17 protein-coding genes are annotated in these 25,095 nt (G+C 71.0%); 2 read left to right on the top strand and 15 right to left on the bottom strand.

Going from position 1 to position 25,095, the window contains the following annotated elements; genetic code table 11:
- Nucleotide 1: 1 nt before the first annotated feature.
- On the bottom strand, nucleotides 2-2,239 hold the full coding sequence (locus tag AC07DI_RS11325; RefSeq protein WP_478903986.1) for a cache domain-containing protein: 2,238 nt from the start codon (nucleotides 2,237-2,239) through the stop codon (nucleotides 2-4).
- 293 nt (nucleotides 2,240-2,532) lie between these two features.
- Nucleotides 2,533-3,732: a CapA family protein gene (locus AC07DI_RS11320; protein WP_384262456.1), complete on the bottom strand. Its 1,200-nt coding sequence runs from the start codon at nucleotides 3,730-3,732 to the stop codon at nucleotides 2,533-2,535.
- A gap of 23 nt (nucleotides 3,733-3,755) precedes the next feature.
- Here AC07DI_RS11320 and AC07DI_RS11315 point away from each other — a divergent pair, with 23 nt between their 5' ends.
- A complete protein-coding gene (locus AC07DI_RS11315; RefSeq protein WP_478903864.1) occupies nucleotides 3,756-4,745 on the top strand; it encodes a hypothetical protein in 990 nt (329 codons plus the stop codon).
- Here the strand turns inward: AC07DI_RS11315 and AC07DI_RS11310 are convergent.
- The 7 genes from AC07DI_RS11310 to AC07DI_RS11280 all read right to left on the bottom strand — a co-directional run bounded on the left by AC07DI_RS11310 (nucleotide 4,717) and on the right by AC07DI_RS11280 (nucleotide 14,875).
- Nucleotides 4,717-6,237, bottom strand: coding sequence for an ArnT family glycosyltransferase (locus AC07DI_RS11310; RefSeq protein WP_478903862.1), 1,521 nt, complete (start codon nucleotides 6,235-6,237; stop codon nucleotides 4,717-4,719). The genes AC07DI_RS11315 and AC07DI_RS11310 overlap by 29 nt on opposite strands.
- A gap of 84 nt (nucleotides 6,238-6,321) precedes the next feature.
- Entirely contained in the window at nucleotides 6,322-7,848 is a 1,527-nt protein-coding gene (locus tag AC07DI_RS11305) for an amino acid permease (protein ID WP_384262463.1), read from the bottom strand.
- A gap of 127 nt (nucleotides 7,849-7,975) precedes the next feature.
- Nucleotides 7,976-9,907, bottom strand: a complete 1,932-nt coding sequence (dxs, locus tag AC07DI_RS11300; protein ID WP_384262465.1) for a 1-deoxy-D-xylulose-5-phosphate synthase — start codon at nucleotides 9,905-9,907, stop codon at nucleotides 7,976-7,978.
- 223 nt (nucleotides 9,908-10,130) lie between these two features.
- On the bottom strand, nucleotides 10,131-11,459 hold the full coding sequence (locus AC07DI_RS11295; protein WP_384262467.1) for a sugar ABC transporter permease: 1,329 nt from the start codon (nucleotides 11,457-11,459) through the stop codon (nucleotides 10,131-10,133).
- A complete protein-coding gene (locus AC07DI_RS11290) occupies nucleotides 11,456-12,256 on the bottom strand; it encodes an ATP-binding cassette domain-containing protein (RefSeq protein ID WP_478903860.1) in 801 nt (266 codons plus the stop codon). Before AC07DI_RS11290 ends, AC07DI_RS11295 begins: the two co-directional genes overlap by 4 nt.
- 202 nt (nucleotides 12,257-12,458) lie before the next feature.
- Nucleotides 12,459-13,553 (bottom strand): substrate-binding domain-containing protein, encoded by a 1,095-nt coding sequence (locus AC07DI_RS11285; protein WP_478903858.1) that lies wholly within the window; start codon nucleotides 13,551-13,553, stop codon nucleotides 12,459-12,461.
- A 122-nt stretch (nucleotides 13,554-13,675) separates the two neighbouring features.
- On the bottom strand, nucleotides 13,676-14,875 hold the full coding sequence (locus tag AC07DI_RS11280) for an ROK family transcriptional regulator (RefSeq protein ID WP_384262473.1): 1,200 nt from the start codon (nucleotides 14,873-14,875) through the stop codon (nucleotides 13,676-13,678).
- A gap of 377 nt (nucleotides 14,876-15,252) precedes the next feature.
- On the opposite strand from AC07DI_RS11280, the gene AC07DI_RS11275 reads away from it, so the two are divergent.
- Complete coding sequence (locus tag AC07DI_RS11275) at nucleotides 15,253-16,902, top strand: protein kinase domain-containing protein (RefSeq protein ID WP_478903856.1); 1,650 nt, start codon at nucleotides 15,253-15,255, stop codon at nucleotides 16,900-16,902.
- A gap of 54 nt (nucleotides 16,903-16,956) precedes the next feature.
- Here the strand turns inward: AC07DI_RS11275 and AC07DI_RS11270 are convergent, their stop codons facing one another.
- The 6 genes from AC07DI_RS11270 to AC07DI_RS11245 all read right to left on the bottom strand — a co-directional run bounded on the left by AC07DI_RS11270 (nucleotide 16,957) and on the right by AC07DI_RS11245 (nucleotide 25,090).
- Nucleotides 16,957-20,331 carry a CHAT domain-containing protein gene (locus AC07DI_RS11270; RefSeq protein WP_478903854.1) on the bottom strand — a complete coding sequence of 1,125 codons (3,375 nt, stop codon included), beginning with the start codon at nucleotides 20,329-20,331 and terminating at the stop codon, nucleotides 16,957-16,959.
- Between the two features lie 30 nt (nucleotides 20,332-20,361).
- Nucleotides 20,362-20,850 carry a hypothetical protein gene (locus AC07DI_RS11265; protein WP_478903852.1) on the bottom strand — a complete coding sequence of 163 codons (489 nt, stop codon included), beginning with the start codon at nucleotides 20,848-20,850 and terminating at the stop codon, nucleotides 20,362-20,364.
- A gap of 41 nt (nucleotides 20,851-20,891) precedes the next feature.
- Nucleotides 20,892-21,773: a carbohydrate ABC transporter permease gene (locus tag AC07DI_RS11260; RefSeq protein WP_384257783.1), complete on the bottom strand. Its 882-nt coding sequence runs from the start codon at nucleotides 21,771-21,773 to the stop codon at nucleotides 20,892-20,894.
- Nucleotides 21,773-22,720, bottom strand: a complete 948-nt coding sequence (locus tag AC07DI_RS11255) for a carbohydrate ABC transporter permease (RefSeq protein WP_478903851.1) — start codon at nucleotides 22,718-22,720, stop codon at nucleotides 21,773-21,775. Before AC07DI_RS11255 ends, AC07DI_RS11260 begins: the two co-directional genes overlap by 1 nt.
- Nucleotides 22,721-22,781: 61 nt before the next feature.
- On the bottom strand, nucleotides 22,782-24,044 hold the full coding sequence (locus tag AC07DI_RS11250) for an extracellular solute-binding protein (RefSeq protein ID WP_478903850.1): 1,263 nt from the start codon (nucleotides 24,042-24,044) through the stop codon (nucleotides 22,782-22,784).
- Between the two features lie 149 nt (nucleotides 24,045-24,193).
- Nucleotides 24,194-25,090, bottom strand: a complete 897-nt coding sequence (locus tag AC07DI_RS11245; protein WP_478903848.1) for a carbohydrate ABC transporter permease — start codon at nucleotides 25,088-25,090, stop codon at nucleotides 24,194-24,196.
- Nucleotides 25,091-25,095: the final 5 nt, after the last annotated feature.

Here is a 25,095-nt window from a genome sequence, read left to right as displayed (position 1 = left end):
TTCAGTTCCTTCCGGCGAGGCCGGCCGTGACGCCGTCCCGCTTGCGCTGCGTGGCCGTCGGCAGCTGCTGCCTGATGAGTTCGAGGCTGCGGGTGACGGCGCCGACCTCGTCGTGGTGGCGCGGGTAGAGGACGGTGCGGCGGTCCCCGTCGGCCAGGGCCTCGGCCTGGTCCGCGAGGTGCCGCAGCGGCCGTACGACGACGATGTGCAGCCAGCCGAGGCAGGCCGCGGCCGCGGTGATGCCGAGCAGGCCCGCGAGGACCGTGCGGTTCTGGTAGCTGTACTCGGGGATGGCGAGGGCGGAGGCGGGCTGCCAGCTGACCACGGTCCAGCCGAGCGAGCTCGCCGCGCCGCCGCCGACGAACGGGGCCGCGGCCGCGATCTGGATCTCGTCGCCGTCGCGGTAGAGGACTCCGCTGGGACGCGGGCTGAGGCCGACCTTCTGACCGGTGCCCTCGGCGAGCGCGTTGAGCCTGCCGCCCGGCAGGTCCTCGAACTCGCGGTAGCCGGAGTTGGCGCCGATCACCCTGCGCTCTTCGTCGACGACGCGGATTTGGCCGAGGCCGGGGCGCTTGAGCAGCGAGTTGAGGAAGTCGATGCGGAACTCGCCCACGACGGCGGCCCCCTCGCGGCCCGGCACCTCGGCCGTACCGATGATCACCGGCTCCTTGCCGCCCTCGTCGATGACCCGGATGGGCTTGTTGGAGGGTCCCTTGCCGGACGGGCTGCGGGGGTCGTGGCCCGCCTTGGCGAGGACCTTGCCCGCGGCGTCGAGCACGTACAGGGACTGGTAGCGGCCGTGCTGGTTCATGGTGCTTTCGAGCACCTTGGACATGTCCGACGACTCGGTGCGGTCGCCCATGAGGGAGGCGACCGAGGTGAGGTCGGCGTGGCCCTCGTTGAGGGCGCGGCGGACCCGGTCGGTGAGGGTGTCGGTGCGCTCGCGCTGGTCGTTGACCATCTGCTGCGGTACGGAGACGGTGTCGCCCGCGCGGTTGAGCAGCAGCATGAGCGGCGCGGACCAGGCGAGCAGCAGGACGGCGCAGACGGCGATCAGGGTGCGGGTGCCGAACCTGCGGCGGCGGGCGGGCTTGTCCTGCCGGGTGGCGGGTTCGCCGGTGAGCTGGCGGCGCAGCCGTTCCAGGGCGGTGCCGATGCGGGCGGCCTCGCCGTACCGCGGTACGGAGACGGGCCGGTCGACGTCGCCGCGGGTGAGGCGGCGGCCCTCCAGGAAGAGCCGGATCAGCGGCCGCTGCACGGTCCGCAGGAGCAGGTAGATGGTGAGCCCGCCGATGAGCAGCAGGGCGCCGGCGGCGATCAGGCCGAAGGCGGAGTCGCTCTTGGCCGTCGGGTCCTCGGCGACCGGGACCATGGCGACGACGGTGAGCCCGAGCCGGGTGGCGACGGTCGACTCGCCCGCCTCCGGGCCCGCGAGGGTCGCGTAGCCGGCGACGGCGCGCTCGCCGAGGTAGCGCTCGCCGGTGAGGTGGCCGCTGACGCCGAGGAAGCCGCCGGAGCCCGGCTCCTTGGACATGAGCGGGTGCCGCTTGCCCTTCTTGGCGGCCGTCTCCGCGAACGACTTGAGCTGCTTGTTGGACTGCTTGACCTCGTCGCGCTGCAGATCGGTGAGGACCTGCTCGGGCTCGGGGATACCGTCGGTGCTCAGGACTTGGCCGTCCTGGTCGACGACGGCGATGGAGCGGAACTTGCCGAGGCTGATGCCGGGGAAGCGCAGGCTGCTGGAGGCGATCAGGAGCTGCTGCGGCTGTCCCTTCCAGGTGAGCAGGGCGAAGGAGAGCAGCCGGGTCTCGCCGTTCTCCAGGCGCACCATGCGCGGGGCCAGGCCGTCCTTGCCGGCCAGCTCGCCGCGGTCGATGGCGGTCAGCGGGAGGTTCTCGCCGCGGGCGGCGAGGAGCTTGCCCGAGGCGATCTCGACGATCGCGGTGCCCATCCACTTCTGGTAGACGCTGCCGGTCTTGTCCAGCACGGCGTCGGCGGGCACCGGGTCGCCCGCGCTGAAGAGCTCGGCGGTCCGGGTGAGGTCGGTGACGGACTCGTCGATGGAGGCGCGCAGCGCGATGGCGCCGTCCTCGGCGAAGTGCTGCTGGGACGATTTGACGGCTTTGGGGACGGCTTCCTGGCCCGCCCTGCCGAGAGTCAGGGCGGTGATGCCCGCGAGGGCGAGGAGCAGGACCGACAGTACGGCGATGGGCGGACGAATGCCGCCCAACAGGGACATGTCGGTCCTTCGGCGGACCTTGTGCCGCCGCTTCGAGCGCGAAGCGGCCAAGGGGGGCTCCTCTCCTGGAGTGACGCGGGGTGCGGGAACGCACAGTGATGCGTTCCGGAGAAGTCAGACGTGCGTACCCGGGTGAGGGATGTACGGAGCGAATAAAATGTGAGCTAGATCGCGTCAACCCGGTGTTTGAGCCAAATCCCGTTCACCTCGTCGACCCCTGCCGGACACCTCGCCGCCGCTCCCCGGCCGACCGTGAACCGTCCCCCTCCGACCGGCCGGCACCGGCCTCCGCGTCAGTCGGAGGGCAGCTCCTCCAGCGGTTCGAGCCCGTCCTTGCTCGCGCCGCGGTTGAGCAGCGTGCCCTGGGTGCGCTCGAAGGCGAGGCGGTAGCGGGAACGCTGCTGCTCACTGAGATTCTTGCCGTCACGCAGGGCGGCGGCGACGTCCACGAGCCGGTGATCCTTGACCGCGCCCTTGGGCAGGGCGCCGGTCCCGTCCGGGTCCGGCGGGATCTCCACGAAGGTGGGCACGTACTTGGCGTCGACGTCCCACTTCCCGTCCCGCTTGACGAACTCGAACCAGCCGACGACGCCCTCCTCGGTCAGCCCGTTGGGCACGTCGTGCCGGGCGATCTGGTTGCCCAGGCCGTACGCGATCCAGGTGCCGTCGATCTTCTCCATCGGCTGCACGACGTGCGCGTGGTGGCCGATGACGAGGTTGATCCCGGTCTCCCGCGCGATCCTGCGGGCGAGGTTCAGCTGCGGGCCGCTGGCGTTGGGCTGGTTCTCGCGGCCCCAGTGGATGCTGAGGATCACGACCTCGGCGCCCGCCTTGCGCGCCTTCTTCTCGGCGGCGGCGATCGCGTCGAAGTCGTTCTGGTTGACGATCCACGGCTTGTCCTTGGGGACCTCGCGGCCGTTGAACCCGAAGGCGAAGGCTATCTGCGCGACCTTCACGCCCTTCACCTCGGTGATGAGCGGTTTGGCCGCCTCGGCCGCGCTGCGCGCGGATCCCGTGTGGCGCAGGCCCGCCTTGTCGAGGGTGTTCAGGGTGCGGGTGACTCCGGCCGGGCCGTGGTCGAGGGTGTGGTTGGAGACGGACGAGCACTGGTCGTAGCCGACGTCCTTGACCGCCGTGGCGATCTGCGGCGGCACGAGGAAGTCGGGGTAGCTGCGGAAGGGGCCGCCGGGCTTGCCGACCACCGGCTCGAAGTGGCAGATGCCGAGGTCGGCCTTGCTGATGACCGGCTTGATGCCCGCCATCATCGGACGGAAGTCGAGACCCTTCTCGCCCTTGCCCGTGACCTTGGCGTCCTTGCGCGCCTGCTCGGTCAGCTGCGGGTGGATGAGGATGTCGCCCGCTGCGGCGACGGTGAACGAGGGGCCGTCGGCGGCGGGCTTGTCGTCGCTGCCGAAAGGGCCGCAGGCGGTGCCGGCCAGCAGGAGCGAGGAGGCTGCACAGGTCACGGAAAGCCTGCGGAGGGGGCGTGTCATCACAGGGCTATCTTTATACAACCATGAAGAATTTCCGCACCCGGTCGAAGACGATCATCAGGAAGGCCGGGGTGCTCGGCCTCGTCGCCGCCGCCGTTCTCGCCCTCGCGCAGTGCTCGGGGGAGACCGGCGGATCCGGCTCGGACGACAGCCGCCCCAGTACGGCACCCGGCGGCGGGAGCGGCGCGGACGGCGACGCGCTCACCGAGCTGATCAGCGGATACACCGCCGGATTCGACGAGGACAGCGGGTACCGCCGTCCTTCGCGCACCGACCGCGAGACCGTCGCCGCGGGCGTCGCCCTGCTCCTCGACCACCGCCGCCCGCAGGCCGAGCGGCGCCTGTCCGACGTGGACATGGCGGTGCGCACGGTCACCGACAAGTCCGCGGGGCGGCGGTACGCGGAGATCGCCGACCGCTCCGAGGGCGGCACGGCGCCGCGCGGCTGGGGCCGCGTCTACATCGACCTCGACCATCCGGTCCGCTGGTCCGTGCAGATCCCGCACCCGGTGGCCGACCGGAACACCGAGCGGCTCGGCGCGGAACTGATGCGCCGCTCCCCCGGCGGCGTCCTCGTCCTCGCCGGAGCGCACCGCGACGCGGGGCGCGGGGACGAGGCGGACGTCGCGCACCGCAGGGACACCGTGTTCCACGCCGTCTGCGACGAGCTGGTCCGGCGCGGCCTGCCCGGCCTGCAACTGCACGGCATGGCCGACGAGTCGGCCCCCGACCACGACATCGTCGCCTCCACGGGCAAGGGCAGGCAGGCCCTCACCGAGGGCCGCGCCCTCGCCGACGCCCTGCGCGGGCAGGGCTACGACGTCTGCCGCGCCTGGGCCAGGTCCTGCCCGCTCGCGGGCCGCTCCAACATGCAGGGGCGGGCCGCCGCCGCACACGACGTGCCGTTCCTGCACGTCGAGTTCGGCCCCCGCATCCGGGAGGGCGGCGACCACTGGGGAGCGGTCGCCGGGGCACTGGCGGACGTCACGCGCGGCTGGCAGCGGCGCTCGTAGGGCCCCGCCCCACCCGTACGTACACCACCGCTCCCCCCACCCGCGTCACCGGCTCGTACCCGACCGTGAGGAAGCGGCGCAGCGACGGCACCCGGTCGGGGGCGAACGGCTTGCCCCGGGAGTCGTCGACCACGACCGTCGGCGGGTGCCTGCGCAGCTCCGCGCGGAAGACCGGCCAGGCGCCGTCGACCGCGTACTTCTCGCCCACCTGGGGGCCGTTCCTGCCGCCGCTGTAGTTGGTGAGGAGACCGGCCGTGAGATACCGGCTCGCGGGGGCGCGGGCGGCCAGCCAGTACGCCTCGGGGTGCATCCCCCAGAGCAGCACGCGGTCCCGCGGCCCGGTGTGCGCCCTGACGGCCTCGGCGATGCGGGTGGCGTGGACCAGTTCGGGGCGTGGCGCGAGCAGCCCCCAGGCCAGGAAGAGCGCGCACGCGCAGCCGGAGGTGACGATCGCGCGCACCGTCCGTTCGCGCGGCAGGATCTGCAGCGCCGCCGTCCCCAACAGGGCGAGGGGCGGCATGAGTTGGAGGTAGTAGTGGCCGAAGAAGTGGAAGCCGAGCAGGACCGCGGCGGCCGATGAGGCGAGCCAGAGCCACAGCTCGGCCGCGCCGGTGCGGGCGATGCGCAGGACGCGTACGACCGGCGGGAGGATGCCCGCGCAGGCCGCCGCGAGGACCGTCGCGTTCACCGAACCCCGTAGGAGTACGTGGAGTTCGGATCCGGTGAAGGAGGCGTAGGCGCCCGAGCCCGTCACCGTCCAGAAGGCGAAGCCCGTGGGCGTCGTCAGCAGGGCGGCGGCCAGGACGGGGAGGCCGAGCCCGGCCGCGAGACGCCCGGCGCCCGCGCGGGGCGTCCCGGCCCGCCACAGCAGCCAGCAGACCGGCAGCAGCACCGCACCGCCGGTCTGCTTGGCGAGGAAGGCGCAGGCCACGGCGGTCCCGGCGGAACCCCATCCGCGCCGGTCCGCGCACCACATGGCAGCCGCCGTGCACGGCAGCATGAAGATCTCGAAGGTGGCCGCCTGCGCGTCCTCGGGGTTCAGGCCGATGGAGATCAGCAGGTACAGGACGCCCGCCGTGCGGCCCGCGCCCCCTCCCCAGCGGCGCCGGGCCAGCGAGACCAGGAACACCGCCGTCAGGAGCTGCGCGGCCACCGCCATGACCTTCAGCGGGAGCAGGGAGCCGTCACCGAAGAGCGCGAAGGCGCCCGCGTACAGCCAGGGGACGAGCGGCGGCTTGCGGTCGACGACCGTCTCGTAGAGCGCGCCGCCGCCCGCCAACATCCGTGCCTGGACGGCGAGATAGCCCTCGTCCGGATTCCACAGCGGCCACCGGAAGGAGGGCAGCCGGGTCGCGCACGCCAGGGCGGCGAGCAGCGGGAGCAGCCGGGACCAGTACGGCCCGGCACCCCGGTCGGGGACGTGCTCCTTGCGCGGGCCCGGCACCCGGAGGCCGGGTACGGAGCGTAGTGACGTGGCGGACGGCGCGGGCATACGGTGCACGCTATCCGGCCCCGCACTCCCCGACGGATCGGGACATACGGGGCCGGAGAGGAATGCCTGACGAACGGCGCGTGACTACCGTGCGTCGCGAGCGTGCCGGTCGCGGAGGTGCAGGCGGCTGTGCGAACGCCCGTACACGAAGTAGATGACGACGCCGAGCACCATCCAGACGCCGAACCGCAGCCAGGTCTCCGCAGGCAGGTTCAGCATCAGCCAGAGCGAGGCGAGGACCGAGAGGACCGGTACGAACGGGACGAGCGGGGTACGGAAGGCGCGCGGCAGGTCGGGGCGCTGCCTGCGGAGCAGGATGACGCCGAGGGCCACCACGACGAACGCGAAGAGCGTGCCGATGTTGACCAGTTCGGCCAGCGCGTCGATGGAGGTGAAGCCCGCGACGACCGCCACGACGCCGCCGAGCAGGACCGTCGAGCGGTACGGCGTGCCGAACTTGGGGTGGACCTTGGAGAACGACAGGGGCAGCAGCCCGTCGCGGCTCATCGCGAAGAACACCCGGGTCTGGCCGAGCAGCAGGATCATGCAGACGGAGGTGAGGCCGACGGCCGCGCCGAAGCTGATCACGCCCGCCCAGAAGGGGTGTCCGACGGCCTTGAAGGCGTCCGCGAGCGGGGCGTCCGTGGACAGCTCGGTGTACTTCTGCATGCCGGTGACGACCACGGAGACGGCGACGTACAGGATCGTGCAGATGAGGAGCGAGCCGAGGATGCCGCGGGGCACGTCGCGCTGCGGGTTGCGGGTCTCCTCGGCGGCGGTGGCGACGATGTCGAAGCCGATGAACGCGAAGAAGACGACGGCCGCCGCGGTGAAGACGCCCATCACGCCGAAGTTCGACGGGGTGAAGCCGAAGATCAGCTGGACCAGCGGCGCGGTGATGCCGCCGCCGCCCTCCGGGTGCTCGCTCGGCGGCACGAACGGGTCGTAGTTGGCGCCCGTGATGAAGAAGGCGCCCACGATGATGACCAGGACGACCACGGTGACCTTGACGGCGACGATGACGTTGGTGACCCGCGAGGACAGCTTCATCCCCGCGACGAGGATGGCGGTCAGGATCAGCACGAGCACGCAGGCCAGCAGGTCGAAGCCGAACTTCCCCCCGTGCGTGCCGCTCAGCGCCTGCGGCAGATGCACCCCTGCGGTGTCCAGGAGCGAGCGGAGGTAGCCCGACCAGCCGACCGCGACCACCGCGCAGCCGAGCGCGAGCTCCAGGATCAGGTCCCAGCCGATGATCCAGGCGGGGAACTCACCGAGCGAGGCGTACGAGAAGGTGTACGCGGACCCGGCGACCGGCACGGTGGAGGCGAACTCGGCGTAGCAGAGCGCCGCGAGCGCGCACACGAGTCCCGCGGCCACGAAGGCCAGGGCCACCGACGGGCCCGCCGTCTCCTTGGCGATCTTTCCGGTCAGCACGAAGATGCCCGTGCCGATGATGACGCCGACGCCGAAGACCGTGAGGTCGAGGGCGGACAGCGACTTCTTGAGCGCGTGCTCCGGTTCCTCGGTGTCCTTGATGGACTGCTCGACGCTCTTCGTCCTGAAGAGGGTGCTGCTCACGGGCGTACCTCCCACGCTTGTCGTCCCCGACATGATCGAGAGGGCGAGTACCCCGAAAGCCCCGGCGCGGGCCTATTCACGCGAATGGGCCGGTCCCACCACCCGTACAGGGTGCTGAAACCGGCCCGTCGGCGGTGCGTGTTGACGTGGCGCCCGAACCTCAGTCGCGGGCGGGCTCCACCGAGTCCACGGCCGCGGCGGTGTTCCGCTCGAACCGGCCGTCCAGCTTCGCCACCAGACCCGTGACCTGCCGGGCGATGTCCGGGGCCGTCAGGCCGATCTCCGCGAGGATCTCCTTGCGGGAGGCGTGGTCGAGGAAGCGCGGCGGGATGCCGAAGTCGCGCAGCGGCACGTCGACCCCGGCGTCGCGCAGGGCCTGGGCGATTGCCGAACCGACGCCGCCCGCACGGGAGTTGTCCTCCACGGTGACGACGACGCGGTGCTTCTCCGCGAGCGGCGCCATGGCCTCGTCGACCGGCTTGACCCAGCGCGGGTCGACGACGGTGGTGGTGATGCCCTGCTTGTCGAGCAGGCCGGCGATCTCCAGGCACATCGGCGCGAGCGCGCCGACGGAGACGAGCAGCACGTCCGGCTTGTCGGCGCCCGCCTCGCGCAGCACGTCCATGGAGCCGACCGTGGCGACGGCCTTGACCGCCGGGCCGACCGCGCCCTTGGAGTAGCGCACGACGGTCGGCGCGTCGTCGACCTCGACGGCCTCGCGCAGCTGCAGGCGGACCTGGTCGGCGTCGCGCGGGGCGGCGATCCGCAGGGTCGGCACGCACTGGAGGATCGACATGTCCCACATGCCGTTGTGCGAGGCGCCGTCCGTGCCGGTGACGCCCGCGCGGTCCAGGACGAAGGTGACACCGCACTTGTGCAGCGCCACGTCCATCAGGAGCTGGTCGAAGGCGCGGTTGAGGAAGGTCGCGTAGACGGCGAAGACGGGGTGCAGGCCGCCGGTGGCGAGGCCCGCCGCGGAGACGGCGGCGTGCTGCTCGGCGATGCCCACGTCGTAGACGCGGTCGGGGAACTCCTCGGCGAACCTCTTCAGGCCGACCGGCTGCAGCATGGCCGCGGTGATCGCGACGATGTCGTCGCGCTCCCGGCCGAGCTCGACCATCTCCTCGCCGAAGACGGAGGTCCAGTCCATGCCGCCCGCCGCGACGGGCAGGCCGGTGTCGGGGTGGATCGGGCCGATGCCGTGGAAGTGGTCGGCCTCGTCCTCCTCGGCCGGCTGGTACCCGCGGCCCTTCTCGGTGAGGCAGTGCACGATGACGGGGCCGTTGAAGCGCTTGGCGCGCTGCAGGGCGGACTCCAGGGCCTCGATGTCGTGGCCGTCGATGGGGCCCACGTACTTCAGACCGAGGTCCTCGAACATGCCCTGCGGGGCGATGAAGTCCTTCAGGCCCTTCTTCGCGCCGTGCAGCGTCTCGTAGAGCGGCTTGCCGACGACCGGCGTGCGCCCGAGGAGATCCTTCCCGCGGGCCAGGAAACGCTCGTACCCGTCGGTCGTGCGCAGGGTGGCGAGGTGGTCGGCGAGGCCGCCGATGGTCGGCGCGTACGAACGCTCGTTGTCGTTGACCACGATCACGAGGGGGCGGTCCTTGGCGGCCGCGATGTTGTTCAGCGCCTCCCAGGCCATGCCGCCGGTCAGCGCGCCGTCACCGATGACGGCGACGACGTGGTCGTCCTTGGCGCGCACCTGGTTGGCCTTGGCCAGGCCGTCTGCCCAGCCGAGGACCGTCGAGGCGTGGCTGTTCTCGATCACGTCGTGCTCGGACTCGGCGCGCGAGGGGTAGCCGGAGAGGCCGCCCTTGCTGCGCAGCCTGGCGAAGTCCTGGCGGCCGGTGAGCAGCTTGTGCACATAGCTCTGGTGGCCGGTGTCGAAGAGGACCTTGTCCTTGGGGGACTCGAAGACGCGGTGCAGGGCGATCGTGAGCTCTACCACGCCGAGGTTGGGGCCGAGGTGGCCACCGGTCTTGGAGACGGCATCGACGAGGAAGCCGCGGATCTCTTCCGCCAGCTGGTTCAGCTCCTCGGGGCTGAGCCGGTCAAGATCGCGCGGTCCCGTGATGCGGGTCAGCAGCGGCACCCGTGCCTCCTTGCAGTAGAGCTGAGATGTGCTGTTCGAGCGTTGCCGGGTCTGTCGAGTCTAATGTTCCGCCACCGACAATTTGCGTCCGGGAGCCACATCACCCGCCAAACGGAAGACCCCGCGCCCCTTACCAGGGGCGCGGGGAACCGCGCGCTCAGCCTGCGCCGTCCCGCGGCCGAAAACGCACCACGACCCGGCAGCGATCAACCCGGGGGGAACGCTACGCGCGCCCCGCCGACTTCTGGGTGCGCCGCGAAACGGAGTCGATGACCACCGCCGCGAGCAGCACCGCACCCGTGATCATGAACTGGATCTCGCTCGCCATGCCGAGCATGTTCAGGCCCTGCTGGATGGACTGGATCACCAGCATGCCGAGCAGCGCGGACCACACCTTGCCGCGCCCGCCGAAGAGGCTCGTGCCGCCGATGACCGCCGCCGCGATGACCATCATCAGCGTGTTGCCGCCGCCGAGGCTCTTCGTCGCGCCGCCGGAGAGGCTGGCGATGAAGAGGCCGCCGAAGGCGGCGAGCATGCCGGAGATGGCGAAGACGGTGATGCGGATCCTGTCGACGTTGATACCGGCCCGGCGCGCCGCCTCCGCGTTGCCGCCGACCGCGAAGACCTGGCGGCCGAAGGTGGTGCGGCGCGCCACGAAGTCCGCGATCACCAGGACGGCGAGGAAGAGCACCAGGGCCAACGGCAGGCCGCGGGCGCCCTCGGGCTCGTTCAGCTCGTACGCCGCGCCGCCCGCGAGGACGGCGACGACGACCGTGCGCAGCACGATCTCGCTGACCGGCCGGGACGGCAGCGCGGCGGCCCTGCGGCGCTTGCTATCGAGCAGCAGCGAACCGGCGTACGCGATGATCGCGACGGCCGCCAGACCGTACGCGGCGCCCTTCTCCGCGAAGAAGTGCCCGGTGAGGTCCTCGACGACGCTGCCCTCGGGCGTGTTGATGCTGCCCTCGCCGCCCATCAGCCAGATCTGCACACCGCTCCAGCCGAGGAAGCCGGCGAGGGTGACCACGAAGGCGGGCACGCCGATTTTGGCGAAGAAGAAGCCGTGCAGAGCACCGATGACCATGCCGGTCAGTACGGCGATGAGGACCGAGAGCCAGTCGTTCATCTCATGTGTGACGTTCAGCACGGCCCACACCGCCGCGCCCATGCCGGCCACGGAACCGACCGAGAGGTCGATCTCGCCGAGCAGCAGGACGAAGACGATGCCGACGGCCATGATGCCGAGACCGGAGGTGAAGACCGCGATGTTCGCGAGGCTGCTCGCGTCCAGGAAGTGCTCGTTCTTCAGCTGGAAGATGATCGCGATGAGGATCAGGCCCACGACGACGGGCAGCGAGCCGAGCTCACCGCCGCGCATCTTGCGCTTGAACTCGGTCCAGTAGCCGGCCAGGCCCTCCTCGCGGACGAGCAGGCGCGGGTCGACGGCGGGGACCGGCGCGGCCGACGTGTCCACGGCGCCCGGGGTGCCCGGGGCGGTGTCCTTGCCGGGGGCTTCGGGCGCGGGCTTCGGGTTCTTGGCGAGGTCGCTCACTTCGCGTCCTCCTTCGTGACCGGGGCCGAGCGCGCCTTGCGGCGGGTCACGGCGTTGTCCGTGGCGCCGGTGATGGCGGCGATGATCTCTTCGTTGGTGGTGTCGGCAACGGAGAAGGTGCCGTTGTTGCGGCCGAGCCGCAGCACCGCGACGCGGTCCGCGACGGCCTTCACGTCGGCCATGTTGTGGCTGATGAGGATCACGCCGTGGCCGCGCTCGCGCAGCCGCTCGACCAGGTCGAGTACCTGGGCGGTCTGCTCGACGCCGAGGGCCGCGGTGGGCTCGTCGAGGATGACGACCTTGGGGTCGCCGACCAGCGCGCGGGCGATGGCGACGACCTGGCGCTGGCCGCCGGAGAGGGCGGCGACCGGGATGCGGACGCTGGGGATGCGGATGGAGAGGGTGTCGAGGAGCTGCTTGGCCCGCTTCTCCATCTTGATCTCGTCGAGGACGGTGGCGGTCTTCAGCTCACTGCCCAGGAACAGGTTGGCCACCACGTCGAGGTTGTCGCAGAGCGCGAGGTCCTGGTAGACGGTGGCGACGCCGAGGTTCTGGGCGTCGTGCGGGCGTCCGATGCGGACCCCCTTGCCCTCCCACTCGATGGTGCCGTCGTCGATCGGGTGGACGCCCGAGATCGTCTTGACGAGCGTGGATTTGCCGGCGCCGTTGTCACCCACGAGGGCGACCACCTCACCGGCATGGATTTCGAGGTCTACGTCCGTGAGCGCCTGGACGGCGCCGAACCGCTTGGAGACCCCGCGCAACGCCAGCACGGGCGTAGCGGACACGTGAATCATCTCCTTCGCCGCCTGACCGGCGGGGATGGTGGTGCAGAAGGACAGTCGAGGCGAATCCGGCGCCCCGCCCCCCGGTTGCGGGGCGGTGTGTCGGGGCGGGGCACCGGACCGGTACCCGAGTCCGTCCCGTACGGGCGCCCGGGAGCGCTCTCACGCGCCCCCGGGGCTCATCCCGTACGAACGGGCTTACCGCAAGCGGGCGTTACTTGACACCCGCGGCGTCACAGGCCTTCTTGTACTGGGCCGTGCAGATCTCGCTGACCTTGTAGACCTTGTCCTTGACGATCGTGTCGGCGACCTCGTCCTTGGTGATCGCCTGCGCGTCGTACAGCTTGGCGGGGATGCCCTTGACGTCGCCGCTGAGCGAGTCGACCTCGCGGTCGGTGATGGCGTCGATCTTCTTGTCCTGGAGCAGACGCACCGCGATCTCGGCGGTGGTCTCGGCCTCCGGCTTGATCTGCTTGTAGATCGTGTAGTCCTGCGTGCCGTTCAACAGGCGCTGGATACCGGCGAGTTCGGCGTCCTGGCCGCCGACGGGGACCTTGATGCCGCGGCCCTTGAGGGCGGTGATGGCGGCGCCCGCCATGCTGTCGTTGGCGGCGTAGACGCCCTGGATGCCGTCCTTGCCGAGCTTGTCGATCGCGGAGGACATCTTGCGGCTCGCCTCGTCCGGCGACCAGTCGGGGATGTCCTGCTCGTACGCGATCTTCTTGACCTTCTTGTCGAGCACCGAGTGGGCGCCCTTCTTGAAGAAGGGGGCGTTCGGGTCGGTCGGAGAGCCGTTGATCATGACGACGTTGGCGTCCTTGGCCTTCGAGCCGAGGGCCTTGACCAGGGCCCCGCCCTGCAGGCGGCCGATCTTCTCGTTGTCGTAACTCACGTACGCGGAGATCGGGCCCTCGGCGAGCCGGTCGTACGCGACGACCTTCACGCCCTGCTTCTCGGCCTGCTTGACCCACGACTTCGTCGACTTGTAGTCGACCGCGTCCAGGATAATGACCTTGATGCCCTGCGTGACGAGGGCGTCGAACTGCTTCTTCTGCGTCTCGATGTCCTGCGCGGCGTTGTTGTACTTGACCTTGCAGTCCGAGCAGAGTTCCTTGATCTTCGCCTCCATGATGGGGCGGTCGAAGGTCTCGTAGCGCGTGGTCTTGTTCTCGGGGAGCAGCAGGCCGATGGTCTTGCCGTCGCCGCCGCCGCCCTTGTCGTCGTCGCCGGCCTTGCCGCACGCGGTCATGGCCAGTGCCATCGAAACCGCGGCCGTGCCTATGACGACGCGACGCGTCATTGCGTTCATGGTGGGGTGCCTCCCTGACGAGGCCGCGTCGTTGCGGCCGAGGTGGCTCGAAGTCAACTCGGCCGCCACACCAGCGTCAAGGAGTAAATCCTTAACGAGATGACAACGGTGCCATGCGTTATCTAAGTGAAGGCAGGTGTGCCCGCAGGCAGCGTTCCATCCAAAAGGGTTGAATCGCCCATCTCGCTGAGCGCGAGGGCCAGCGCGCCGAGTACTTCGGCCCGCCCGCCGAGCGCCCCGGGCAGGACGGAGAGCTGACGCGCCGCGCTCGGGATCGCGTACCGCCCGACCGACTCCCTGATGGGCCCGAGCACCAGCTCACCGGCTTCCGCGAGGTCGCCGCCGAGTACGACCCTGGAGGGGTTGAGGAGGTTGCAGAGGTTCGCGACGCCGCTGCCGATGTGCCGACCGACGTCCGCGATCACCCGTCGGCACCCCGGGTCGCCGTCGCGCGCGAGGCCGACCACCCGCTCCATGGTCAGGTCCGTGCCGTGGCTGGACTGGAGCAGCGGCAGCACGTAGCGGGCGGCGGTGAAGGTCTCCAGGCAGCCGCGGTTGCCGCAGCGGCAGACCGGGCCCGACTCGTCGAGCGTGATGTGCCCGATCTCGCCCGCGGTGCCGCCGGGCCCCCGGTAGATCCGCCCGCTGATCACGAGCCCGGCGCCCACACCGCTGGCGACCTTGATGTAGGCGAGGTCCTTGACGCCCCGGCCGCTCCCCCAGACCAGCTCGCCGAGCGCGCCGAGGTTGGCGTCGTTGTCGACGTGCACGGGCACGCCGAGCCGGCCGCCCAGCTCCTCGGCGGGCTTGGTGCCGGTCCAGCCCGGCAGGATCGACGTCGAGCCGAGGGTGCCGGACTCCACGTCGATGGGTCCCGGCACGCCGAGCCCCACGCCCGCGATCTTCGTACGGTCCACTCCGGTGGCCGCGATCAACCTGCTGACCAGCTGCTCGGCCCGGTCGAAGCCCTGCGCGGCGGACGCGTCCACGTCCAGCGGCTCGGACTCCTCCGCGAGCACCTGGTGGGCGAGGTTGCCGATCGCCACGCGCAGGTGGGTGTGGCCGAAGTCGACGCCGATGACAATGCCCGCGTCCCCGCTGAGCGAGACGCTGCGGGCCCGCCTGCCGCCCGCGGAGGTGGGCGTGACCTCGACCGTGCCGCCGTCCTTCAGCTCCCGGACGATGTTGGAGACCGTCGCGGCCGACAGGCCCGTCGTCCTCGCGATCTCCGCCTGCGTGAGCGATCCGGCGAGGCGTACGGCGCGTACGACCCGCTCGAGATTGGCCCGGTGCAGAGACGACTGCGACCCCGGAGTCTCCATTGACTCATCCACCCTTTGCCCTCTTTCGGACGGCTCTGGAGCCCCCCGTGACACCGGCCCCCTGAGCGGGTGCCGGGCCATGTACAAGTTGTGAACTCCAAACTCAGCTGTAGGAGATGCCGCAGTCAAGTCCTTGACGGGGATCCGGCCCGGGTGAGCTTCTCCCTCCTGGGCCGCTCACCGGACGGACCAGCTCCGCACGGCCACGCCGCCGACCGTGGCACGGCCGCCGTCCGCCGTGTCGCGTGAGGCCCTGATGTGTGTAAGAGGTGTCGGAATCGGCCGACCTCGCGCATACCGGGGACACCTGCTTCCTTCGTTCCCTAGGTTGTTGGACGGACCGTCAGATGTAGCGGACAGGGTGGGACGGGGGCGCGATGGAACGGCTGACGGCGGGCGATCCGACCGAGGTCGGGCGGTACCGCACGATCGCGGAGCTCGGCCGGGGCGGCATGGGGCGGGTCCTGCTGAGCAGCGCCCCGGACGGCCGCCTGGTCGCGCTGAAGCAGGTGCACGAGCAGTTCGTCACGGACGACGGCTTCAGGGCGCGGTTCCGCCGCGAGGTGGCCGCCTCCCGCAAGGTGTCGGGCGTGCACACCCCCGCGGTGACCGACGCCGACTCGGACGCGGCCGAACCATGGCTGACCTCGGAGTTCGTGCCGGGCCCCGCACTGCAGGAAGCGGTCGCGTCGGTCGGCGCGCTGCCGGAGGAGGCGGTGCTGCGCATGGCGGCCGGACTGGCCTCCGCCCTGGTGGACATCCACCGGGCGGGACTGGTGCACCGTGACCTGAAACCGTCCAACGTCCTGCTCGCCGACGACGGCCCCCGGGTGATCGACTTCGGCATCGCGCGGGCGGCCGACAGCGAGGACGGTACCGAGCCGACCGGCTCGGGCCTGCTGGTCGGCTCCCCCGGCTTCATGTCCCCGGAACAGGCCGAGGGGCAGCCACCGGGTCCGGCCGCCGACGTGTTCTCCCTGGGATCGGTGCTGGTCATGGCATGTACGGGCAAGGGTCCGTTCACCGGACCCGGCGTGCCCCAGACCCTGTACAACATCGTGCACACCGAACCCGACCTCTCCGGGCTGCCCGCGACGCTCCGGCCCCTCGTCGCCCGCTGCCTCGCCAAGGACCCGCGGGAGCGGCCGACGCCCGCTCAACTCCTCGTGGACATCGGCCGGATCGCGCCGTCGGCACGCCCCTGGCCGACCGAGGTGCACGAGCTGATCGCCGCCCAGCAGGCCGAGATCGCCCGGCTGAGGGCCGAGTTGGCGAGCCGCGTGGACGACCGGGCCACCGAACGGACCACCGCACGGGCCACCGAACGGACCGCCGAACGGGCCGTCGTCATCGAGGCCCCGCCCGCGGAGCCGCCGCGGCGGCCGTCCCGGCGCACGCTCGCCGTCGCCGCGGTGGCGGCCGTGGCCGTCGGCGCGCTGACCGCCACGGCCGTCCACACCCTGACGACCTCCGGACGCGAGAGCGAGCACACCACCGAGACCCGTCCTCGGGCCACCCCGACCGCGGCGCGGGCGACCTCGGGCCAGACCCCGGACACGGCAGCGGAACGGGCCACCGAGGCGCCTCGGCTGCCGACGGAGGACCCGGTCGAAGCGCCGACCACCCCCGAGACCGGACCCTCACCCGACCCCGAGCCCTCGCGGCAGGCCCCGACGAAGGTCCGGACGCGCCCGAGCACCCGCCCCGCGGCGATCGCCGACTGCGGCGGGCAGGCCCTGGACCGGCCCGCCTCGCTGCTGCTCGCCTGCGGCGACGGCGGGTCCGGGCTCGACGCCCTGACGTGGACGGGCTGGGGCACGCCCACCGCCCGCGCCACCGGCCAGGGGCGCGAACAGGTCTGCACCCCGAGCTGCGCGGAGGGCCGTGAGGCCCGCTACCCGGTGACGGTGACCGTCTCGGGCCTTGCCGCGGGGCGCTACACCGTCATGCGGGTCGACGCCCCGCAGGCCCCCGGCAGCTCCGCCGACTACAGCCTCGGCCCGTACGGCCCGACGAGGAGAGGCTGACGGACCGCCTCACAGGCAGGCTCTCAGCTTGTCTTTCAACATCAGACGCCTGTGTCATGTCCCCCACGCCGTGAACGCCCCCCAGTGCACGGCCGAAGCGAAGGGCCGCTCGTCCGCCGGGCTCGCCTGCCCCGCGTACCGCCCGGCCGGCTCCGCGAGATGCGGGTGCGCCCGCGTGTACCGCGTCAGCTCGTCCCGGGTGAGCCTGCGCAGCCAGCCGCGCGAGCGCCGCAGCGCGGGTACGGGGGCGTGGCCGAGGGCGAGGAGTTCGTGGAAGCGGGTCATCAGGAAGGCGGTCGCCAGGTCGTCCACCTGCCACAGGCTCGTCACGGCACAGGCGGCGCCCGCCTGGAGGAACCCGGCGGGTAGCCCGAGGAACTGGTCGGGGGCCTCGATGATGTCGTAGTGCCCGGACTGGCAGGCGCTGGCCACCGCCAGCCTGCACGAAGGGAGTTGGTGCCTAACGAGGGTGTCCATGTCGAGGTGGCCGTCGGCGAGCACCAGCGAACCGCCCCGCCCCTCGGGGCCGGCCCTGCCGTGACAACTCAGGTGCAGGTACGACGCCTCGGCGAGGTGAGCGAGCACCCAGCCCACCGTCGCCTCGTCCCCCACCGCACTGCTGACCTCGCCCCTGGCCACGAACAGCGCGGCGATCTCGGCGCGTTCACCGCGGCTGCCGGGCAGCGAGCCGTCCGGGTCCGTGACGGTCACGAGGCGCGGCACGGCTTCCCGGGGCCGCTCGGCCCGTGCCCGGGACGCGGCGTGGACGGCCGCGGAGGGGGCGAGGGCCAACGTCCCTACGTCGTCGAGGACTTGCACCGCTCCGTCGACACCACCGGGGCCCAGCGGCACGGCGTGCAGGGGCACGAGGCCCAGCAGGCCGGTCGGTACGACGACGGCCTCATGTCGTGCGTCCTGTCCGAGGAGGTCGGCGAGCGGGCGCACGAGTGGTTCCAGGACGCCGAGGCGGCCGAGGGTCGCCGGGAGTTCCCGGCGGCGCGTCAGCCGCGTCCCCTGCTGCACGAGCCACAGGCCCGCTCTCTCGTCCTCCGGGTCGATCACGAGCAGGTGGAGGAGGGTGACGCTGCTGATCTCGGGGACGTGCACGGCCCGTACGGTCGGCCCGCCGCCGTCGCCCGCCCTGCCACCACCGCCACCACCGTGGCCGTCATCGCCGTCGCCGTCGCTGGAGACGATGAGCACGTAGCTCCCCCACGGCGCGTTCACCAGATAGGCGAGCGGCACCCCGCCCGCGGCCCTGGCGATGTCCCGCACCTGCGTGGTGCGCAGGAATTCCTCGAAGCCGGGGATCGCCCGGACCTCCTCGACCACCGTGCGCAGGGCGCGTTCGGCGTCGGCCTGCCCGCGGGTCCCGGGGGTGAGCGGGCCTTCGGCCGCCGCCGCGGGTTCCGTGACCGAGGAGCTGTACCGGGCCCGCGCCCGGGTGTAGCGCTCGGCCAGGAGGGGGTCGGCGCGTTCGAGTCGCGTCAGCTCCGCCGCTCCGCGTCCCGCCACCGCCGAGAGCTCGCAGGCGAGGCCGCGCTCCAGCGCCTCGACCGCGCGCTCGGGGCGGCCCGCCCGCGCCAGCAGGTAGGCGGTCCAGCGGGCGAGCCGGTCCACTTGGAGGAGGACCCCGCGGCGGCTCTCCACGGTGACCTGGGCGTCGTAGAGCGCGCTGACGGCGGTGAGCATGTCCTCGGCGACGTCGGCCGCTTCCGTCCAACGCCCGGTGGCCGCATGGGAGTCCATCAGCTCCTTGGCGATCCTGAGATGCAGGGAGGGCGCGATGGCGGGAGGCGCGGCCGTCAGGGCCGCCTGTCGCAGCCGGACGCTCCCGGGGCTGTCGTGCCCGTCGATCAGATCGGTGGCCCGCGCGAGGAGCCAGGTGACGCGGGCCTCGTCGATCAGGCCGGGGCGCGCCGCCGCCAGGTCGAGCGCCGCGGTGGCGGCGGTCCGGGCTCCGTGGGCGTCCGGGGACTCGCGGTTGAGCAGCAGGTCGGCGAGGTTGCCCTGCGCCACCGACCACAGTGCGGGGGCGTCGTCGGGCCGCAGGTGGCGCAGCGTGTCGCGGTAGCACTCCTCGGCCTGCCGCAGGTCTTCGGGCTCGGCCCTGCGGGCGAGGAGCAGGCCCAGATTGACCTGGGAGTAGGCCCAGTTGACCACCGAACGCTCCGGGGAGCGCTCCGCCAGACCCGCCCTGATGTGCTCGATGCCGAGGGCGAGGTCCGCGGGTCCCCCGCCGGGCCGCTCGGAGAGGTGCAGTCCGTAGTTGGTCTGGAGTCTGGCCCAGTACTCGGGGTGTTCGCGGCGGTCGAGCGTGCTCGCGCGGGCCAGCAGGTCACGGGCGGTCTCCCAGACCTCGAGGCGGTCGCCGTCGTCGCGTCCGTAGTGGGCGCTGGCGAGGTTGTTGGCCGTCCGCACCCAGTCCAGGGTGCCTTCGGGCCGTCGGGACAGGGCGTGTTCGAGGAGCCGGATCCCTTCGGCGAGGTCGGCCGTCGCCCCGGTGGTGACGAGGCGTTCGCCGAGCAGGGCAGCCAGCTCGGTCTCCAGGTCCTCCTCGCCGAGGTCGGCCGCGAGTCGCAGGGCCTCGCGGGCCCGCGCGATGCCCTCGGGCCCCTCGCCGCGAAAGGCGCTCTCGTACAGTTCGTCGAGACGGGCGCGCAGATCGCCGCCGAACCGGCCGAGCGAGTCGAAGTAGCGCCGCATGGCCTCGTCGGGCGGGGTCTGGCCGTCGCAGAGCTCGTCAAGGAGGTCCTGCCGCCGCCGCAGCGCCGATTCGAGTGGGGTGCCGGTGGCCGCACGCAGCTCCTCGCGTCCGGCGTCGCGCAGCTTGGTGCCTTCGGTCAGCTCCGGTTCCGTGCGCACCAGTTCGGCGAGTTCGTCGGGCGGGCTCGCCACTACGGCGTACAGCAGCCGCTCGATCCGGATCTCCTCATGGCTCTCCGCGAGGCAGTGCAGGAAGGTCCCGTAGTTATCGACGGTCGGCTGCCCCTGGGGGGCCAACTCCGCGCAGGCGGAATCGGGTTCGGTCAGGTCGCGTTCCAGATCCCGGGACAGGACGACGGGGACGAGTCCGCGGGGCAGCGGGATCGCGTTGCCGGTGAAGACGTGTCCGTGGAAGGCCCCGTCCCGCCCGGCCTCTTCGAGCAGGGCGACCCCGGACCACTGGGACGGATCCCCCCGCAGCTCCTCGATGGAGAGGCCGAGCAGCATCGGCGCCGTCTCCCCGGGGCGCAGCACAAGCAGCGGGGCGGCGATCTCCGCTCTCTCCCCGCACCCGGGACACTCCACCCACGCCAGCCCCGCGTCCGGCGCCGCCAGGACGTCGGCCCGTTCGCGGGCGTCGACGACGCGCCACACCGGGGCCTCGCACCCCCGGCCGCACTTCTCGCACCGCCAGGCGTACGCCGCCCGCTTCGACACCGCCACGGCGCCCCCGCTCCCCCGGCCGACCGCCGGCTACTTCCCGCCGGTGAGCCGCGTGAGCAGGGCCGTGAAGACCCGGCCCAGGGCGGCGTCCTTCATGGCCCGCTTGTGGAGGGTGAAGCTCCACCTGCCCCGGGTGTCCCGCTTCACGGCGACCTCGGTCTGGAGGAGCACGACGACCAGGACGGTGACCGAGAGCGCCACGGGTTCGAAGCGCTCCATGGGCGAGCGCGCGTAGTCGACGGCCTCGCCGACCGTGCGTGCCATGTCCTCGTCCCGCGACGCCACGTACTCCAGGGTGGCGCGCGCGAGTTCGCCCTCGGTCACCTCCGGGCGGCCCGGCGGCAGGTACGCTGCCAGGTCCCCGGCGGTCGCCGCCTCCGTCAGCTCGGCGTCGCCCCAGGGGCACCGGCCCGCCTCGGCGAGGAGCCCCCGCTCCTCCACCACGACGGCGAGGGCCCGGACGGCCGTCTCCTCGGGGAGCGCCCGGATCTCCCGCTCCAATTGCACTCGACTCGGCATGCCCCCAATTCTGGCCGCATGCCGGCCCTTTCGGGGGCGGTTTACTTCACCGAGCCCGCCGTAAGTCCGCTCACGACGTGCTTCTCGATGAAGGCGAACAGCACGATGACCGGGATGATCGCGACCACGGAGGCGGCGAAGAGGTAGTTCCACTGCACCGTGTAGTTGCCGATGAAGTTGTTGATGCCGACGGTCAACGGCTGCTTCTCCGGCTCGGTCGTCAGGGTCAGGCCCATCACGAACTCGTTCCAGGACGTGATGAAGGTGAAGATCACGGCTGTGACGACGCCCGGCAGGGCGAGCGGCAGCGTCACCTTGATCATGGCCCCGAAGCGGCTGGTGCCGTCGACCATGGCGGCTTCCTCCAGCTCCGGCGGGATGGAGCTGATGTAGGCCGTCAGGATCCACACCGCGAAGGCGAGGTTGAACGCCGCGTTGGTGAGGATCAGGGTCCAGACCGAGTTGAGCATGTCCAGCTCGTGGAACTCGCGGTAGAGGCCGACGAGGAGGGCGGTGGGCTGGAACATCTGGGTGACGAGGACGAGGAGCAGGAAGATCTTCCGGCCGCGGTAGCGCATGCGCGCCGTGTAGTAGGCGGCGGGCAGCGAGACGAGCAGGACCAGGAGGGTCGCGCCGCCCGCGACGAGCAGCGTGACCTGGAGGTTCTGGCCGAGCTCGGACTCCTTCCAGACGTCGATGAAGTTGCCCCACTCCAGGTTCTTGGGCAGGTAGGTGCGGTCGCGCAGCTCCTCCTTGGGGCGGAGCGCGGTGACGATCATCTCCAGGTACGGCGCGAGGAAGACCGCGGCGAGGAGCCAGGCGCAGGCCGTGATGACCAGGGTGCGGGGCCGGAAGGTGCGCCGGGGCCTGTTCGGTCCGCCGTCCTTCCGGGGCGCGGGGCGGGTCGCCGTCGCGGTGGCCATCAGTCCTCCTCGTTCCACCGGCTGACCTTCAGGAAGATCAGCACGAGCACCACGACCATCAGGAAGTTGACGACCGACATGGCCGCGGACTCACCGATGTCGGTCTCCTTCAGCTTGTACATGAACACCATCGACGTGGAGGTGTCGTAGCCCGGTCCGCCCTGGGTCATGGCCCAGATGATCGGGAAGGAGTTGAAGACGTTGATGAGGTTGATGACGACGCCGACGAGGAAGGCGGGCCGCAGCATCGGCAGGGTGATGTGGCGGTACGTCTGCCAGGGTCCCGCGCCGTCGATCCTCGACGCCTCGTAGACCTCCTGCGGGATGGTCTGGAGACCGGCCAGGAGGGTGTACGTGGTGAAGGGGAGGGAGACGAAGACGGCGACGGCCATCATCCACGGCCACGCGGTCTCCGGCCTGCCGAGCCAGTCCTTGGAGTCGTCGATCAGGCCGAGGTCGAGCATCAGCGTGTTGAGCACACCCGCCGTCTGGTTGAGCATCCACTTGAAGCCGATGGCGGTCATCAGGACGGAGGCGGCCCAGGGGGCGATGAGCGCCCAGCGGGTGACGCGGCGGCCGGGGAACTTCTGGTTGAACAGCTGGGCGAGGGCCAGCGAGAGCAGCATCGTCACGGTGACGACGACGACCGTCCACACCACCGTCCAGAGCAGCACGGCCCCGAGGTCGCTCTCCTCGAAGAGCTTCTTGAACTTGTCGGTCCCGGCGCTGCCGCGCACCTTGCCGGCGATGGAGATGTTGAGGAACGAGGTGCGGATCAGCTCGACGACGGGCCAGACGACCACGGCGAGGATCAGCAGGATGACGGGCGCTATCCAGGGCAGCGGGCCAAGCCGGGCGATGCCGCTGCGGCGGCTCACCGGCCCGGGTGCGCGCCCGCCCCGTCCCCGGCCGGAGTCGGCCGGGGACGGAGGGGCCTTCAGGGACACAAGGACTCCTAGCGAACGGGGTGTGGGGTGGTGAGTTGAGCGCACGGCCGTGCCCGTGCGGCTACTTGGCCTCGCTCGCCGCCGTCTCCGCCTTCTTCTGCAGGTCGCCGAGGACCTGCTTCGGGTCGTCGGAGACCGCCTTGCCGCCGGTCTTCTTCATCTCGGCGGAGACGACGTCCCACGAGGTGTCGCCCAGCGGGTAGAACTTCGCCTTCGGGAGCACCGCGAAGAACGGCTCGAGGTCCTTGTGCTTGCCGTTGCTCTGCATGGTCTTGAGGGCGTCCTGGGTGACCGGCATGAGGTTGTACATCTCGTCGAACGCCAGCATCTTCTTGGAGTACGTGAAGTCCAGGAACTTCTTCACGCCCTCCTTCTTCGCGCCGCCGTCCTTGAACGCCATCATCCAGTCGGCCACGCCGAGGGTGCCGTCCAGCGGGCCCTGCTTGCCGGGGACGGGGGCGACGCCGTAGTCGACCTTGCCCTCCTTGGCCATCTGGATGAGGCTCGGGTGGCCGTTGAGCATGCCGACCTTGCCCGCCGCGAAGTCCGCGAAGGCCGTCTTGCGGTCGGTGGAGGCGGGGTTGGCGTACGTCAGGCCCGGCTTGACCAGGTTGGCCTTCAGCCAGTTGAAGGTCTCGACGTTCTGCGGGCTGTCGATGGTGTACTTGCCGTCAGCGTCGGTGTACCCGCCGCCGTTGCCGAGCTCCCACAGCATCGACTCGCCCTGGGTCTCCTCGGGGCCGAGCGGCAGGGCGTAGGGGGTGTCGGCGGCCTTCTTGGCCTTGATCTTCTTGGCGTCGGCGGCCAGTTCGTCCCACGTCTTCGGCGGGCTCTTGATGCCGGCCTTCTTGAAGACGGCCTTGTTGTAGAACATCACGCGGCTGGAGGAGACCCACGGGATGCCGTACTGGGTGCCGTCGACCTCGCCGGCCTTGGCGAAGGTGGGGATGAGGTTCTCGCGCGTCTTGGCGGACATCACCTCGTCCGCCTTGTAGAGCAGGTCGTCGGCGACCTTGTCGGCGTAGCCGCCGGTCTGGAGCAGGTCGGGCTCGTTGCCCGCTTGGATCATGTTCTTGACGGACTTGTCGATCTCGTTCCAGTTGATGACCTGGACGTCGACCTTGTAGCCCTTGTTGGCCTTCTCGAATTCCTTCTTGACCTCGGCCCAGTACACCTTGGAGGCGTTGGAGGCCTTGTCGCCGTAGTCGGCGGCGACGAGCTTGATCGTCTTGCTGTCGCCGCTGTCGCTGTCACCGCCGCAGGCGGTGAGGCCAAGGGCCATGGCGACCGTTGCCGCACCGGTGGCGATTATTCGATTCCTCATGATGGTTCAACCCTTCGACATCGGTGTCGACTTGCGCGCGTCCGGTCGCCCCCCGCGGCGCCGTGGCGCAGAGACTACTCACGGCCCGATTCGCCTCGACAGGCCTAGACCACTTTCGTGGCCAACCTGAAATCACCTGCCTCACCAGGTCACTTGACGGCCCCTGCGGTCAGACCGGCCTGTACCTGTCGCTGGAAGACCGCGTAGACGACGAGCACCGGGAGCATCGCGATCGTCAGGCCCGCGAAGAGCGCGCCCCAGTCGCCCCGGTAGCCCTGCGAGACGGCCAGGGAGGCGAGCCCCTGCGGCAGTACGTAGGCGTTCTCGTCCTCGCTGTTGAGCAGCAGCGGCAGCAGGTACTGGTTCCACTGGCCGAGGAAGTTGAAGATGCCGATGCTGACCAGGCCGGGCTTGGCCATCGGCAGCATGATCTGGAAGAAGGTGCGGGTGTGCGAGGCCCCGTCGACCATCGCCGCCTCCTGCACGCCGGTCGGCAGCGTGCGGAAGAAGGAGGTCAGGAAGAAGGTGGTGAACGGCAGGGAGTACGCGACGTACGCGATCATCAGCCCCGGCCGGGTGTCGAGGAGGCCGAAGTTCTCCATGACCGCGAAGAGCGGCACCAGGGCGAGGATGACCGGGAACATCATGCCGCCCGCGAACAGCATGAAGACGAGGCGGTTGCCGGGGAAGGTGAAGCGGGCGATGACGTAGGCCGCCATCGAGCCGAGCAGCATGGTGCCGGTCAGCGAACCGGCCAGGATGATCAGTGAGTTGAGGGTGTACCGGCCGATGCTCGCCTTGCTCCAGGCGTTGGAGAAGTTCTCCCAGTGGAAGGAGGCGGGCCAGCCCATCGGGTCGCTGAGGATCTCGGCCGAGGGGCGGAACGCGGTGAGCGCGACCCAGATCAGCGGCCCGGCGGCGAGGACGACCCACAGGACGAGGAAGGCGTGCGAGAAGACGTTGAGGGTGGCGCCGCCCGTCTCCTTCGTACCGCGGGGCGCGGCGACGGTCTCGGGACGCGGCGCGGAGGTGGTGGTCGTGGTCATGATGC

It is taken from the genome of Streptomyces sp. NPDC044106, from assembly GCF_056433985.1.
Note: the sequence above shows the minus strand (reverse complement) of the source record. Positions and strands in the feature narration are given on the sequence as shown.

Coding starts and splice junctions, on each gene's coding strand:
- AC07DI_RS11325 (WP_478903986.1), bottom strand. CDS start 2,239: ATGTCCCTGTTGGGCGGCATTCGTCCGCCCATCGCCGTACTGTCGGTC.
- AC07DI_RS11320 (WP_384262456.1), bottom strand. CDS start 3,732: ATGACACGCCCCCTCCGCAGGCTTTCCGTGACCTGTGCAGCCTCCTCG.
- AC07DI_RS11315 (WP_478903864.1), top strand. CDS start 3,756: ATGAAGAATTTCCGCACCCGGTCGAAGACGATCATCAGGAAGGCCGGG.
- AC07DI_RS11310 (WP_478903862.1), bottom strand. CDS start 6,237: ATGCCCGCGCCGTCCGCCACGTCACTACGCTCCGTACCCGGCCTCCGG.
- AC07DI_RS11305 (WP_384262463.1), bottom strand. CDS start 7,848: ATGTCGGGGACGACAAGCGTGGGAGGTACGCCCGTGAGCAGCACCCTC.
- AC07DI_RS11290 (WP_478903860.1), bottom strand. CDS start 12,256: ATGATTCACGTGTCCGCTACGCCCGTGCTGGCGTTGCGCGGGGTCTCC.
- AC07DI_RS11285 (WP_478903858.1), bottom strand. CDS start 13,553: ATGAACGCAATGACGCGTCGCGTCGTCATAGGCACGGCCGCGGTTTCG.
- AC07DI_RS11280 (WP_384262473.1), bottom strand. CDS start 14,875: ATGGAGACTCCGGGGTCGCAGTCGTCTCTGCACCGGGCCAATCTCGAG.
- AC07DI_RS11275 (WP_478903856.1), top strand. CDS start 15,253: ATGGAACGGCTGACGGCGGGCGATCCGACCGAGGTCGGGCGGTACCGC.
- AC07DI_RS11265 (WP_478903852.1), bottom strand. CDS start 20,850: ATGCCGAGTCGAGTGCAATTGGAGCGGGAGATCCGGGCGCTCCCCGAG.
- AC07DI_RS11260 (WP_384257783.1), bottom strand. CDS start 21,773: ATGGCCACCGCGACGGCGACCCGCCCCGCGCCCCGGAAGGACGGCGGA.
- AC07DI_RS11250 (WP_478903850.1), bottom strand. CDS start 24,044: ATGAGGAATCGAATAATCGCCACCGGTGCGGCAACGGTCGCCATGGCC.
- AC07DI_RS11245 (WP_478903848.1), bottom strand. CDS start 25,090: ATGACCACGACCACCACCTCCGCGCCGCGTCCCGAGACCGTCGCCGCG.